This window comes from Algoriphagus winogradskyi (assembly GCF_900182815.1).
Taxonomy (GTDB): domain Bacteria; phylum Bacteroidota; class Bacteroidia; order Cytophagales; family Cyclobacteriaceae; genus Algoriphagus; species Algoriphagus winogradskyi.
In genome coordinates this window covers 108,126-122,721 of the sequence record NZ_FXUA01000008.1, presented here as the reverse complement: position 1 = coordinate 122,721, position 14,596 = coordinate 108,126, and the positions used below count along the sequence as shown (strand labels likewise).

Here is a 14,596-nt window from a genome sequence, read left to right as displayed (position 1 = left end):
ATCTCGAAAGACCAGAAAGGCAAAGCTTTTTCTATTTTTGCCCAAACGATAAAAGGATGAGTAACGCAATCAAAGAAACCCACTTTAAATTTCCAGGACAGCAAGGATTTTACAAAGGTAAAGTTCGCGATGTTTATATGTTTGACAAAGAATTGGTTGTGATTGCATCCGATAGAATTTCAGCCTTTGATGTGGTATTGCCTAAGCCGATTCCCTATAAAGGTCAGGTGTTAAACCAAATTGCAGCGAAATTCCTTGCTGCTACTTCCGATATCGTGCCTAACTGGGTCACTTCCACTCCCGATCCAAATGTGACTATAGGTGTGAGATGCGAGCCTTTCAAAGTTGAGATGGTGATACGTGGCTATATGTCGGGTCATGCGGCAAGAGAGCATAAGGCTGGAAAGCGTGTAATTTGTGGCGTTGCCATGCCTGAGCATATGCGTGAAAATGATCCATTTCCAGAACCTATCATCACACCTACCACTAAAGCTGACGAAGGACACGACGAGGATATTTCCAGAGAAGAAATTCTCAAGCAGGGAATCGTGAGTGAAGCGGATTATGTGCAACTAGAAAAATACACCAGAGCGTTGTTTCAAAGAGGTCAGGAAATGGCCAATGAAATGGGGTTGATTTTGGTAGATACTAAGTATGAATTCGGAAAAGTTGGGGATAAAATTTTTCTGATCGACGAAATTCACACCCCGGATTCTTCCCGCTATTTCTACGCAGATGGATACGAAGAGAACCAAGCGAAGGGAATTGCGCAGAAACAGCTTTCAAAGGAATTTGTAAGGCAATGGCTGATTTCCAATGGTTTTCAGGGCAAGGAAGGACAATCTGTGCCTGAAATGACGGACGAAATTGTAGAAAGCATCTCTGATCGCTATATTGAGCTCTTCGAAAAAATAACCGGAGAGAAATTCCAAAAAGCAAACACAACAGAAATAGAGTCTAGAATTGAAAAAGCAATCCTTAAACACCTAGGCTAAAAGCCCAATAATTTATACTATGAAATATTCAATTGATAAAAAAGAACAGTACGTCATCTTCACCCCACAAGAAGAGAAATTAGATTCATTGCTTGCTCCAGTTTTGAAATCTGAATTATTGACGATTCATGCTGAAGGCTTCGAAAATCTTGTTTTGGACATGAGCGAAGTGAAATATGTGGATTCTTCAGGACTTAGCGCATTGCTGGTTGGAGATCGTGAGTTTGGTAAAAACGGTGGTGTTTTCATCATTTCTGGCGTGCAGGATCACGTGATGAAATTGTTGAAAATCTCAATGCTTGATAAAAAGCTAAACTTGGTAAGCTCTCTTGAAGAGGCGAGCGAAGCCATCTTTATGCATGCAATCGAAAGCGGTGAAGAAGAAGAAGAGGAGGAGGAAGGTTGATCCCGGACTTTGAAGTCACCATATTAGGAAATACCTCTTCCATCCCTGTGCATGGAAGACACCATACTGCCCAAGTCGTTAGATTTGGGCAGGATTTTTTACTGCTCGATTGTGGCGAGGCCATGCAGCTTCAGGCTCGCGCTTTCAAGGTCAAAGTCTCCAAGATCAACCATATCTTTATCTCACATCTTCATGGAGATCATTACTATGGATTGATAGGCTTGCTCTCAAGTTATAGTTTAGGAAAACGCACAACGCCCCTTACTATTTTCGGCCCACGAGGTCTGGATGAAATTATTACTACCAATTTCAGATATAGCAACACCAAGCTCCCCTATCCGCTGAATTTCGTAGAAACGCATGATGATGGATTGAATTTGCTTTTGGAAGACAAGCGCTATGAAGTCTACAGTTTTCCACTAAAACATCGACTTCCTACTACTGGTTTTTTGATCAGAGAAAAACATGGATTAAGGAGTATGATTAAAGAGAAACTGCAGCAAACTGAAGTTCCATTAGCGGCAATTCAGGCACTTCGATCAGGAGAAAATTACAAAGACGAAAATGGAAAGATTTATAAAGTAAAGGAGTATACACACCCGCTTCCGCCTTTAAGATCCTATGCTTATTGCTCAGACACGATTTTCAACCCTGAATTGAAACAATATCTGAAAAATGTAGATTTACTATATCACGAATCTACTTTTATGGAAGACAATATCGAAAGAGCGGCTACGACCTTTCATAGTACAGCAATTCAAGCTGCGGAAATTGCCAAAATGAGCAAAGTGAAGAAGTTGCTTTTGGGACATTTCTCTTCCAGATATGTACATCTCCAACCTTTATTGGAGGAAGCCAAGAGTGTTTTTCCAACTAGTATTTTGAGCGAGGAAGGTCAATCCTATTCCATATGAACAGCATTCAGGAGTCCAAAAAAACCAATCTTTTTATCATTCTGGGAAGCATCTTCCTGACCAATGCGATTTTAGCTGAGATCATCGGCGTGAAGATTTTCTCCGCAGAGAAAACGCTTGGTTTTGATCCGGTGAACTGGACTTTCTTTGGAGCGTATTTATTGGATTTCAATTTGACAGCTGGAGCGATTATTTGGCCAGTGGTTTTTATCACCACTGATATAATCAATGAGTATTTTGGTAAGAAAGGTGTAAAAAAGATCTCATTTCTTACGGCTGGACTGATTGCATACGCATTTATCGTGATAATGATAGTTACCCATTTGGTTCCTGCAGACTTCTGGTTAGAAATGAATTCAACCACACCGGATGGAGATAGCTTCAATATCAGCTATGCCTTCAATACAATTTTCCGTCAAGGCCTGGGAATTATCATCGGTTCATTGACTGCCTTCCTACTTGGCCAGTTAATCGATGTGTATGTTTTTCAAAAACTAAGAGCGGTCACTGGGGAAAATAAGATCTGGCTTAGAGCAACAGGATCAACGCTTGTTAGCCAGTTTATTGATTCTTTCGTCGTATTGGGAATAGCTTTTTATGTTTTTGGCAACTGGAGTCTCAGCCAAATCATTGCAGTGGGAATTATGAATTACCTCTATAAAATGACCGTTGCGATAGTACTCACTCCCCTACTTTACGTTGCCCATGGCATTATTGATAAATACCTAGGTAAAGATCTCGCAGAGGAAATGATTGAGGAAGCGAGTGAGAATAAAGCTTTTTTGTGATAGGATTCGAGATTGGAAAATTGAAAGATTCGAAATATGATTATCCGAAATGGCACCAGTCACCCTAGATTCCTTGTTTATCAGGTTGGAAGACCGATGACCGAAGACCGAAGTACCCTCAATTCTTAAGTTTAATAAATCTTACATTGCTTTTGTCAACTTACTAGAAGTAAAGCGGATATACATAATTCGTAATTTAATTTTAACAAAACTTACCAAAGACAAGATCAATAAAAGCCCAGAATTCAATTCTGCTTTAAATTGATTGCTAATGTTATTCCGAGTGACAAGGGCTACATCAGTCTTACAAAATCAATTACTCGACAAATTTTTATTCTTAAAGAACAGGTCTATCTCCTCCTAACCAAATATTTTTCTCCCAAATCATTCATTTTTTAACGATTATTCTAAATACTTTCGAATACAGTTTGGTATTCCAAATTATTAATCATACTTTTGCACCGTCAATAAGACAAAGAACAATTTTTCGTGCCGTGAATTCCTTACTGTCGCTTGTCGGGATATTTATTAGGACCGAATGGCAGGGAAATTAAGGAAACATCATGGATCAAACACTCAAGTTCTCAGACTTGGGAATTTCTGCGGAAATTCTTAAGTCAGTGGAAGAGATGGGCTATACCCAACCTTCCCCAATTCAATCACAAGCTATACCTTTCGTACTTCAGGGAAGAGATGTCATCGGACAGGCTCAAACTGGTACAGGTAAAACAGCAGCTTTTGCTATTCCGATTATCGACTTAGTCGATGCGGATCAAAACAAGCCTCAAGCAATCATTCTTTGCCCTACCCGTGAACTTGCTGTTCAGGTAGAAGGTGAAATTCAAAAATTGGCTCGTTATCACAGAGCAATTAATTCAGTAGCTATTTACGGTGGTGAGTCTATCGATCGTCAGATCAGAGTTCTTCGTAAAGGAGTTCAGATAGTAGTAGGTACTCCAGGCCGTGTACAAGATCACATCAACCGTGGCACATTGAAGCTTGACTCAGTTGGCATCCTAGTATTGGATGAGGCTGATGAGATGCTAGATATGGGCTTCAGAGATGATATCGAAGCTATCCTTCAGGAGATGCCGGAAGAAAGACAGACTGTTTTCTTCTCTGCTACTATGGCAAGACCTATCATGGACTTGACTAGAAAATATCAGACTAATCCTGAGATTGTAAAAATCGACAAGAAGGAATTGACTGTTTCTAACATAGAACAAACGTATTACGAAGTTAAGAATCCATTGAAATTGGAATTGATGGCTCGTTTGATGAATGTTCACAACATCAACCTAAGCGTAGTATTCTGTAATACTAAGCGTATGGTAGATGAAGTTACTGAAGGCTTGATCGCTAGAGGAATTGCTGCTGATGCACTTCACGGTGACCTTTCTCAAGCTCAGCGTGATAAGGTAATGGGCAAGTTCCGTAAGGGACATTGCAAAGTACTTGTTGCAACTGACGTAGCTGCAAGAGGAATTGACGTTGACAATGTAGAGGCGGTATTCAATTACGACCTTCCATTAGACGAAGAATATTACGTACACCGTATCGGTCGTACAGGCCGTGCAGGTAGAAATGGTAAAGCAATCAACTTCGTAACAGGTAGAAGAGATAACTTTAAGATGAGAGATTTGGAAAGATACACCAAAGCTACCATCACAAAGATGTCCCCTCCTTCTGCTGCTGATTTGATCGAATTGAAAAAAGCTCAATTCGTGAAAAGCGTAACAGAACAAGTTCAGAAAGAAGAAGACAATCAAATCTTCGAAGCAACTATCGGACAAATGCTTGCTGAAGGTCTTACCATCGATCAGGTAGCTGTTGGTTTGATGAAGTTAGCGATGGGTGACTCAGTGAAAGAAATGAGCGAGCAAAACTTCAGCATCGATACTTATGGTAACGATAGAAGAAGAGAAGGTGGACGTGACGGCGGAAGAGGCGAACGTGGCGGAAGATTCGAAAGAGGTGGAGAAAGAGGCGGAAGATTTGAAAGAGGAGAGAGAAGCGAAAGAGGTGGTGAGAGAAGAAGAGAATTCGGATCTCGTGACGGTGGCTCTAGAGATGGTGGTAAAAGACCAGAAAGAGTTCGCGAAGCAAACATGACTCGTCTATTCTTAAACCTTGGTAAAAAAGACAGAATCCGTCCAAATGATATCGTCGGTGCGATTGCGGGTGAAACTGGCGTACCAGGACGTAGCATCGGAGGAATTGATATTTATGACAACTTCTCTTTTGTGGATGTTCCTTCTAAAGATGCCAATCAGGTGATTGACGGAATGAGAAACAACACCATCAAAGGTAAGTCTGTCAACATGGAAATTTCAAAAGGTTAATAGGTTATAAGGTTTATATGGTACTAAGGCACATTTCTAAGGAAATGTGCTTTTTTTGTGTCTAAGAAAATTCCATATGCAGCTCTTTTTTCAAGAAAACATCAGCCCCCCACTTATCCATTTAGATCCGGACGAGTCCAAGCATCTCTGTCGTGTACTTCGTAAAAAGCAAGGAGACCATGTGAATGTAACCGATGGTGCTGGCAAACTTTTCGAATGTGTAATCCTGGAAGCAAACCCTAAGAAGACCAGTTTGAAAGTTCTGCAAACCAATGAAGTTGAAGTAGAATCTTTTCATATTCATTTGGCAATTGCGCCAACCAAAAGTCCAGATCGTATGGAGTGGATGGTGGAAAAAATCACTGAGATAGGTTTCCATGAATTGACCCTTTTGGAGACCATGAATTCGGAAAGAACCTACCTTAAAACTGACCGACTGGAAAAAAAGATTATTTCTGCATGCAAGCAAAGCTTAAAATATAGAATCCCTACTCTTAATCCCATTTCCAAACTAGATGAGATCTTGAATTCTAAAGAATTCGAAGATTATCAGAAATTCATTGCATACGTAGATGAGAATCACGATCACCATTTGTTTGACAGCGCAGAAGCAAATGGGAAATATTTAGTTTTAATAGGCCCAGAAGGTGATTTTGATCCAATCGAAATTGAAAAAGCTTTTAGAGCAGGGTTTAAGCCAGTATCTTTGGGACGAGCAAGATTACGAACTGAGACTGCTGGACTTGCAGCAGTTCAGATGCTTCAAACACTAAATAGATAAAATAATCGTTTTTTTCTTGTTCAGTTAAAGTTCTTGTTGAAGAACTTATAGCATTTTCATTAATTTAGAGTCAAAGACAATTTTTACCGTGCCGTACAAAGAGCGAGAAATAGAAAAGAAATATCATTCCATAGGGGAAGTAGCGCAAATGTTCAAAGTTGCGCCTTCATTAATTCGCTATTGGGAAGGTGAGTTTGATATCATCCGTCCTAAGAAAGACAGAAAAGGCAATCGTCGCTACACTAAGATCGATATCCAGAAGATCAAATACATCTATCATCTGGTTAAAGAAAAAGGATACACGCTTCAGGGAGCTCAAGAAGTGATCAAAGCGGGAAAAGAGCAAGGATTTGATAAGGTACAAGCCGTGCAAAGGCTTCAGGAGATCAAAGATTTTTTAATCAATATCCGGGATGAATTCAATGCTAAATCAGGCTCATGAGGATTTACGTTACTTTCTAGCATTATCCTTAGCTCCTAAAATTGGACCTGGTGTATTTAAAGCTATTATCGCCTATTCAGGGTCAGCTACTAATTTTTTCAAACTCCCAAAAGGCAAAGTGGCCAAGACTCCCAAAGTCGGAGAAAAGCTTTTAACCTTAAGAATTCAAGAATCCGAGTTACTTCGAAAAGCGGATGACCTGATTAATGAATGTGCAAAAAAGCACTTCCATATCCTCACTCCACTTCATCCTGATTTTCCTCAGCGCTTTAAAATGCAAGAGGATTCACCTGTGGTGATTTTCGCTCAGGGAAAAACTGATCTGAATTTTGATAGAAGTATTGGAATCGTCGGTACAAGAAGTGCGACAAATTATGGTAAATCAGCCACAAGAAAGATCATTGAAGACTTGGCAGTTTACCAACCTACTATTATTTCAGGATTAGCTTATGGTATTGATATAGAGGCTCACCGGGCTGCTTTGGCAGTTGGACTTCCTACGATTGCAGTGATGGGCTCTCCAATCGGAAGGATTTATCCTGCAGTTCATCGGAAAACTGCAGAATCGATTTTAGAGACAGGGGCTGTAATTAGTGAATATTCGCCAAGTAGCACCATGGTTCCGGGAAACTTCCCAGCACGCAACCGAATTATAGCTAGCCTTTCCGATGCGCTAATTGTAGTAGAAGCAGCCGAAAAAGGGGGTGCCCTAATCACAGCTGAAATTGCTTACAGCTATGACAAAGATGTCTTTGCTGTGCCAGGAAACCTGCAATCCCAATACAGCGAGGGTTGCAATTTGCTAATTAAGAAAATGAAGGCAAATATATATACCGGGCCAAATGACGTAGTAGAAGCTCTGTTTTGGAGCAAACCTGGTGAAATAAAAACTCAAAAGCCTCAACTTGACTTGACCCACAGAGATGTGGATGATCAGGCTATTTTGAAGCTTTTACAGGATAAAGGAGAAGTAGAAATTGATTCTTTGAGCATAACCACAGAAATCCCTTTGGGATTGCTATCTTCTAAACTTCTGGCTTTAGAGTTTGAAGGGATTGTAAAGTCCTTACCTGGGAAGAAGTATAGGTTGTTGGTTTAGCAATTTTATGGATTGAATACAAAATTCGCCAATTTCATTGCCTCTCCAAATTCCACTTTATTAAGCCCTAAATCAAGACCATCAGACTCCAATGTCTCAACCATCACTTCAGTAGCCATATTGCCCACCAGCTCATCATCAGCCATAGGGCAACCACCAAATCCTTTCAGAGCACCATCAAATCTTTTGCAACCAGCCTTTACTCCTGCCCTAACCTTCGCTGCAATATGCTCATGCTTACTATGCAGATGCGCACCAAATTCAATGTGAGGAAAAGTAGTAATCTGAAAACTCAATAGACTTGTAATCAATTCTGGATCAGCTACTCCAATCGTATCAGATAAAGAAATAATTTTAACACCCAGCTGATCCAATTTCTCCACAAACTCTGCAACCAACTCTGGAGAATAGGGATCTCCATAAGGATTCCCAAAGCCCATGCTTAAGTAAGTCACCAAGGTTTTCCCCTTCACTTCGCAGAGATTCTGAATTTCTTCAACTTTCCCCAATGCTTGCTGAATACTTGCATTCGTGTTTCTCTGTTGGAAAGTCTCTGATACAGACAGCGGAAAACCTAAGTAATCGATTTCTTGAAATTGTAATGCATCGGTTGCTCCTCTGACATTCGCAACAATCGCTAAAAGTTTGCTTTTTGAATTATGTAGATCGAGAAGTTCTAAAACCTCGGCCGTATCACGCATTTGAGGTATTGCTTTAGGACTCACAAAACTCCCGAAATCCACCGTGTCAAACCCCGCCTCCAAAAGTTGATTGATATAAGCCGCCTTAATCGCGGTATCAATAAACTCAGGTATTCCCTGCATTGCGTCCCGAGGACATTCTATCAATTTAATCATAGCTAAAGTTACCAAAGATCAATTACTGTAGGACTGAGATCCTCAAGTTTGTGCTATGACCTATAGTAGATTTTTGCTTTGTCGGTTAAACAAAAAACCTCTAGAATCACCCAAGACCTGGACAGATTTTGGAAAACTTGGGTAATAATTATCATAAAGTGGGGAATATAACTAATCGTCAAAAAACGCCTTCAACCCCTAAAAAGTGCCTTAATTAATCGTAATGACCCTTTTTATGATTCCTACAAGCTAACTATAGGATTGGATTCAGTATTGTATTAGATGCAATAGATTTTAACCACTAACAACCTTTTTACAACCAAACCAATTTAGAAATGAAAACGAAAGTAAATTTAATTATCGGGGCAGCAGTAGCCACAGTAGCATTGTACTCATGTGAGACGAAAAATTACACTGAACAAGACCGTGTAGAAGTAACTTCTAACCTTGAGAATTATGTAGATAGCGTAGAAAACGCAGTTAAAATAGTTCCAGTACACAACTGGTCAGTAATCGATGAGCGTTTTGACAGCCTTGAAAATAGAGCTGAAAAGGTGTATGATGACTTGAAAGTAGAAGATGACAATCTTGAAATGATCGAAGAGCGCTACGAAACTGTAGTGAAAAACGCTAAGGCTGAATCTGAGAACTTTGAAAGAACTGCCGAAATGCACATGAATAATGTGGAAACATGGTGGGATAAGACTTCTTCAGATATTGAAAAAGGAACAAAGAATACAGCTGAAGATTTAGAAGAAACCACCCAAGAAAGTTTGGATTGGTTAGAGAAAAACTTCGATAAACTCGGTGATGAGACCAAGAAAAAATATGAAGAGATCTCAATGAAATTAAGCAAAGATTAATTTCACTCAATAAACTAGAAATCCTTCTGGAATGATTCCAGAAGGATTTTTTTTTACTTTTTCAAAAAACATGTTGATCTAAGAATTTCAGAAATTCTGGTTTGGAAAGATTTAAACCAAAGCAATCCTACCAGTACCATTGCGGAAATACATATTTTTAAAATATCTCCTTTGCAATTTTATAGGTGGTATCTGCCTTACTCATGGTATAGAAATGCAAGGAGGGCACCTTCTTATCCACCAACTCCTTGCACTGCTGTATAGACCATTCTATTCCAACTTCCTTTACCTCAGCGTTAGTTTTACACTTTTCCAACTCATCCATCAGCGGATCTGGCAAGTCCAAAAAGAACGTGCGTGGAAGCATAGTGATTTGACCTAAGGTAGTGATAGGCTTGATACCTGGAATAATAGGAACAGTAATCCCGGCAGCTCTGACTTGGTCTACAAATTCAAAGTATTTTTCATTGTCAAAAAACATCTGAGTTACGATATACTCTGCTCCTTTCTCGACTTTTTCCTTGAGGTACTTCAAGTCAAACTTCATCGAAGGCGCCTCGAAGTGTTTTTCTGGATATCCTGCTACACCCACGCAAAAGTCAGTTTGGAAGCCAATTTCAGTCTCTTCATGAAGGTATCTTCCCTCATTCATTCGCTTAATTTGCTCCACTAACTCACTTGCGTAACCATGTCCTTCTGGCTCACGAATAAATTTTCCCTCAGTTTTAGGCGCATCCCCACGAAGTGCAAGTACATTTTCTACGCCGATAAAGTTTAAATCAATCAGTGCATTTTCGGTTTCTTCCTTAGAAAAACCTCCGCAAAGAATATGTGGCACAGCATCCACGTGAAAGCGATTCATTATTGCTGCGCAAATACCTACCGTTCCAGGACGTTTTTTAGTGCTGATTTTTTGTAGCAAACCATTTGGATGCTTTTTATAAATGTACTCCTCCCTATGATAAGTCACATCCACAAAAGGCGGGTTAAAATCCATCAAAGGTGAAATTCCCTCAAGCAATTCATTCAGACTTTGGCCTTTTAGCGGAGGCAAAATTTCGAAGGAAAACAGCGTATTCTTCGCGGTTCCTAAGTGTTCAGTAATTTTCATCAGGTTGGTTCTACTAGGGTTAAATTAGGTTGGTAAGCAAGGTTTGGAGAAAGCAATCGCTCTGCATCACGAAGAGAAATACCTTTACGCTCTGCATAGCTGGTCACTTGGTCTTCTCCTATTTTGCCGAGACCAAAGTATTTACTTTCAGGGTTTCCAAAGAAATATCCAGAGACAGATGAGGTCGGATACATCGCATAGCTGGAAGTAAGCTCGATTCCTATCTCATTTTTCATATCCAAAAGCTGAGAAATCGTCTCCTTTTCGGAGTGTTCAGGACAAGCCGGATAGCCTGGTGCTGGCCTGATACCAAGGTATTCTTCTCGAACCAAGGAGTCATTTTCCAAATTCTCATCAGGTGAATATCCCCAGTATTCCTTTCTGACCAACTCGTGAATATATTCAGCTGCTGCCTCTGCTAGTCGATCTGCCACAGATTTGAACAAGATATCGTTATAGTCGTCCCCAGCTTTTTGAAACTCAGCTAATTTTGACTCCATACCAATCCCTGAAGTCACAGCAAAGCAACCCAAATAGTCTTGTTTGGAAGGATGCAAATAATCCGCTAGCGAACGATTTGGAACGCCTTTCCCCTTTTTACCTTGCTGGCGCAAAAAGTGAAAGGACGCTGTTTGATTTCCATTTTCATCGAATACGACCGCATCATCCGCTGCTCTTTGTACTGGATAAAGTCCAAAAACAGCATTCGCGGAAAGCCACTTTTCTGAAATTACTTTGTCAAGCATTTCGTTAGCTTCATCATAGACCTTCTTGGCTTCTGCTCCCACTACTGGATCAGAGAAAATCTTTGGGTATTTACCACTCAGCATCCAGGTACTGAAGAACGGAGTCCAGTCAATGTACTTTCGAATCTCATTCAAATCCAGATCCTTCAATACAGTCCGTCCCAATTTCTTCGGTACAACAGGGGAATATGAATTCCAGTCAATTTCAACAGGGTTGGCTTTGGCTTCTTCGTAAGAAACAAGCTGCTTCACAGATTGCTTAGCTTCATGCTCCACGCGAAGTTGAGCATAGATCTCTTTATACTTTAATCGATAAGCTTCTTTGGTTTCCTCAGAAATAGCTTCGCCTGCGATAGGAACAGACTTACTAGCATCCATCACATGGATTACCGTTCCGCTGTAAACTGGATCTATTTTCACAGCAGTATGAATCCTCGAAGTCGTCGCACCACCGATAAGCAAAGGAATCTTGATCCCCTGTCGCTCCATTTCTGAAGCCACATTCACCATTTCATCCAAAGATGGGGTAATCAAGCCGCTTAGTCCAATAATGTCAACCTTATTCTTTACAGCTTCATCAATGATCTTTTGGGCGTCAACCATTACTCCCAAATCAATGATTTGGTAGCTGTTGCAGGCCAAAACAACGCCAACAATGTTCTTACCAATATCGTGAACATCGCCTTTGACAGTTGCCAAAAGGATTTTCTTCAAGGATGATTCCTCAGCCCCTTCCTCTGGTAAAGGCATAAATGGCTCTAGATAAGCAACCGCCTTTTTCATCACACGAGCAGATTTCACCACTTGAGGAAGGAACATTTTTCCCTCTCCAAAAAGATCACCTACCACGTTCATCCCATCCATCAATGGCCCTTCGATGACCTTTAGAGGGTTCTTTAGCTCAAGTCTTGCTTCCTCAGTATCCTCAATAATAAAGTCCAAAATGCCTTTTACCAAGGCATGCTCCATACGCTTGGCTACAGGGTCTGAACGCCAAGCTTCATTCACTATTTCTTTTTTATCGGCGGATTTTACAGTTTCAGCAAAATCAAGTAAACGCTCAGTAGCATCCTCTCTGCGATCGAAAAGCACATCTTCGACCCGCTCAAGCAGTTCTTTAGGTATATCATCGTAAATCTCCAACATGGTTGGATTCACGATACCCATGTCCATTCCGCTTTTGATAGCATGATATAAAAAAGCTGCATGCATCGCTTCACGTACGGGATTATTTCCTCTGAATGAAAAACTAACATTACTCACCCCACCGCTGACTTTTGCTCCGGGAAGGTTCGCTTTTATCCATTTGGTAGCATTGAAAAAGTCTAGGGCATTTTTGCGATGCTCATCCATCCCAGTAGCCACCGGGAAAATATTCGGATCGAAAATAATATCCTGAGGATTGAATTTCACTTGGTCCACAAGTACCCTGTAACTCCTCTCACAAATCTCGATTCGCCTTTCGTAAGTATCAGCTTGCCCCGCTTCGTCAAAGGCCATTACGACTACCGCTGCGCCGAATTTCTTCACTGTTTTGGCCTGTTCGATGAATTCAGCTTCACCATTTTTTAGGGAAATAGAATTTACGATTCCTTTTCCCTGCACACATTTCAATCCCGCTACGATAATTTTCCATTTGGAACTATCGATCATAATCGGGATTCTGGAAATCTCTGGTTCAGATGCAATCAGGTTCAGGAATTTGACCATAGCAAATTCGCCATCAAGCATTCCTTCATCCATGCAGACATCTAGTACCTGCGCGCCTCCCCTAACTTGATCCAAGGCTACTTCCAGCGCTTCATCATAATTTCCGTTCAATATCAAGCGGGCAAACTTCTTCGAACCGGTGATATTGGTTCGTTCGCCTACATTGATAAAGTTAATTTCGGGTGTAAAAACCAGGGGCTCTAAGCCCGAAAGTTTCATGTAGTTTGTTCTTGCCATCTTCTCAATCCAACGTTTCTTCTAATTCTTCTTCTTGTAATTTTCTAGGCTGAAAATTTGCAGCCATATGTGCTAATGCGGAAATATGCTCAGGCGTAGTACCGCAGCATCCACCAAGGATATTTAGCATTCCTTCTTTCAAAAAGTCTCTCACCTGATCAGCCATTTCATTGGCTCCCTGATCATATTGACCAAATTCATTCGGTAAACCGGCATTAGGATAAGCACTCACAAAGAATGGTGCTTTATTCGCCAACACTTTTAAATAAGGTCTCAATTCTTTTGCACCCAAAGCGCAATTCAATCCTACCGAAAGTAAAGGCACATGGGAAATAGAGATCAAAAATGCTTCAGTAGTTTGACCTGAAAGTGTTCGTCCAGAAGCATCTGTGATTGTTCCCGAAATCATAATCGGAATACCGCCGTCCTTTGGATCCAAAGGAATATTTCTTTCCTCGTAGACATCTTGTATAGCATACAAAGCTGCTTTCGCATTTAGTGTATCAAAAATCGTCTCCACTAATATGATATCTACTCCCCCATCTAATAATCCTCTCACTTGCTCAGAATATGCCTCCGCAAGTTGATCAAAAGTGATCGCTCGGTAACCAGGATCATTTACGTCAGGAGAAAGTGAAGCCGTTCTATTTGTCGGTCCGATTGCACCGGCTACGAAGCGAGGTTTAGCTGGGTTCTTTGCGGTGAATTCATCGGCAACTTCCCGAGCCAGTTTTGCCGACTCAAAATTGATCTGATAAGCCAAATGAGAAAGGTCATAATCAGCCTGAGCAATCGTGGTAGCGGAAAAGGTATTTGTTTCAATAATATCGGCTCCAGCCTTGAAATATTCTGCATGAATATCCTTGATGATCTGAGGTTTGCTTAGAGACAGCAAATCATTATTTCCCTTCAGAGATTTGGGATGATTAGCCAATGCAGGAGTTCTAAAATCTTCTTCGGTCAGGGTATATCGTTGAATCATGGTTCCCATGGCTCCATCGAGTATCAAAATTCTCTGAGAAAGTTGCTGAAGTAGGGATTCCGTTCTGTTTTGCATACTGTAGTTTCGTTAATCAAAAAGCGAATCGAGCAAAACACGGAGAGAAGTACTAAGTACTAGTCCGCTCATCTGTTCCCGAATGATCGGGATGGGAGTTAGCACCTTATTTTCAGGTTGCTAAGACGTCGTAGGGCCCTTCCCTCGGTCTTTCTCGATAAGCAACCCAAAGGTAATAGCATTTTGATAATAAAACAGTAGAATCACCTAAAAGGACTTATTAAAAACAGAATCAAATTATCAACTGT

13 protein-coding genes and 1 riboswitch are annotated in these 14,596 nt (G+C 40.6%); of the genes, 9 read left to right on the top strand and 4 right to left on the bottom strand.

The window, feature by feature from the left end:
* Positions 1-56: 56 nt before the first annotated feature.
* The 8 genes from QOL76_RS18080 to dprA all read left to right on the top strand — a co-directional run bounded on the left by QOL76_RS18080 (position 57) and on the right by dprA (position 7,767).
* Positions 57-995 (top strand): phosphoribosylaminoimidazolesuccinocarboxamide synthase, encoded by a 939-nt coding sequence (locus tag QOL76_RS18080; protein WP_283414367.1) that lies wholly within the window; start codon positions 57-59, stop codon positions 993-995.
* Positions 996-1,014: 19 nt separating this feature from the next.
* Positions 1,015-1,401 (top strand): STAS domain-containing protein, encoded by a 387-nt coding sequence (locus tag QOL76_RS18075; protein ID WP_283414366.1) that lies wholly within the window; start codon positions 1,015-1,017, stop codon positions 1,399-1,401.
* Positions 1,398-2,315, top strand: coding sequence for a ribonuclease Z (locus QOL76_RS18070; RefSeq protein WP_283414365.1), 918 nt, complete (start codon positions 1,398-1,400; stop codon positions 2,313-2,315). Before QOL76_RS18075 ends, QOL76_RS18070 begins: the two co-directional genes overlap by 4 nt.
* Positions 2,312-3,103 (top strand): queuosine precursor transporter, encoded by a 792-nt coding sequence (locus QOL76_RS18065; protein WP_283414364.1) that lies wholly within the window; start codon positions 2,312-2,314, stop codon positions 3,101-3,103. The genes QOL76_RS18070 and QOL76_RS18065 overlap by 4 nt, the downstream gene beginning before the upstream one ends.
* A 563-nt stretch (positions 3,104-3,666) precedes the next feature.
* Positions 3,667-5,445 (top strand): DEAD/DEAH box helicase, encoded by a 1,779-nt coding sequence (locus tag QOL76_RS18060; protein WP_283414363.1) that lies wholly within the window; start codon positions 3,667-3,669, stop codon positions 5,443-5,445.
* A gap of 76 nt (positions 5,446-5,521) precedes the next feature.
* Positions 5,522-6,226, top strand: a complete 705-nt coding sequence (locus QOL76_RS18055) for an RsmE family RNA methyltransferase (protein ID WP_283414362.1) — start codon at positions 5,522-5,524, stop codon at positions 6,224-6,226.
* Positions 6,227-6,314: 88 nt separating this feature from the next.
* On the top strand, positions 6,315-6,668 hold the full coding sequence (locus tag QOL76_RS18050; RefSeq protein WP_283414361.1) for a MerR family transcriptional regulator: 354 nt from the start codon (positions 6,315-6,317) through the stop codon (positions 6,666-6,668).
* A complete protein-coding gene (dprA, locus tag QOL76_RS18045) occupies positions 6,640-7,767 on the top strand; it encodes a DNA-processing protein DprA (protein ID WP_346771420.1) in 1,128 nt (375 codons plus the stop codon). The genes QOL76_RS18050 and dprA overlap by 29 nt, the downstream gene beginning before the upstream one ends.
* A 5-nt stretch (positions 7,768-7,772) precedes the next feature.
* Here dprA and QOL76_RS18040 read toward each other — a convergent pair whose 3' ends face one another.
* On the bottom strand, positions 7,773-8,624 hold the full coding sequence (locus tag QOL76_RS18040; RefSeq protein ID WP_283414360.1) for a hydroxymethylglutaryl-CoA lyase: 852 nt from the start codon (positions 8,622-8,624) through the stop codon (positions 7,773-7,775).
* A 335-nt stretch (positions 8,625-8,959) separates the two neighbouring features.
* On the opposite strand from QOL76_RS18040, the gene QOL76_RS18035 reads away from it, so the two are divergent.
* Positions 8,960-9,487 carry a hypothetical protein gene (locus tag QOL76_RS18035; protein ID WP_283414359.1) on the top strand — a complete coding sequence of 176 codons (528 nt, stop codon included), beginning with the start codon at positions 8,960-8,962 and terminating at the stop codon, positions 9,485-9,487.
* Between the two features lie 157 nt (positions 9,488-9,644).
* Here the strand turns inward: QOL76_RS18035 and metF are convergent, their stop codons facing one another.
* From metF to QOL76_RS18020, 3 genes are read right to left on the bottom strand one after another with little or no spacing between them, the layout of a single operon-like run.
* Entirely contained in the window at positions 9,645-10,598 is a 954-nt protein-coding gene (metF, locus tag QOL76_RS18030) for a methylenetetrahydrofolate reductase [NAD(P)H] (protein ID WP_283414358.1), read from the bottom strand.
* Positions 10,598-13,291 (bottom strand): methionine synthase, encoded by a 2,694-nt coding sequence (metH, locus tag QOL76_RS18025; RefSeq protein ID WP_283414357.1) that lies wholly within the window; start codon positions 13,289-13,291, stop codon positions 10,598-10,600. The genes metF and metH overlap by 1 nt, the downstream gene beginning before the upstream one ends.
* Before the next feature lie 4 nt (positions 13,292-13,295).
* Positions 13,296-14,348 carry a homocysteine S-methyltransferase family protein gene (locus QOL76_RS18020; protein WP_283414356.1) on the bottom strand — a complete coding sequence of 351 codons (1,053 nt, stop codon included), beginning with the start codon at positions 14,346-14,348 and terminating at the stop codon, positions 13,296-13,298.
* A 65-nt stretch (positions 14,349-14,413) separates the two neighbouring features.
* Positions 14,414-14,512: riboswitch (SAM riboswitch) on the bottom strand.
* Positions 14,513-14,596: the final 84 nt, after the last annotated feature.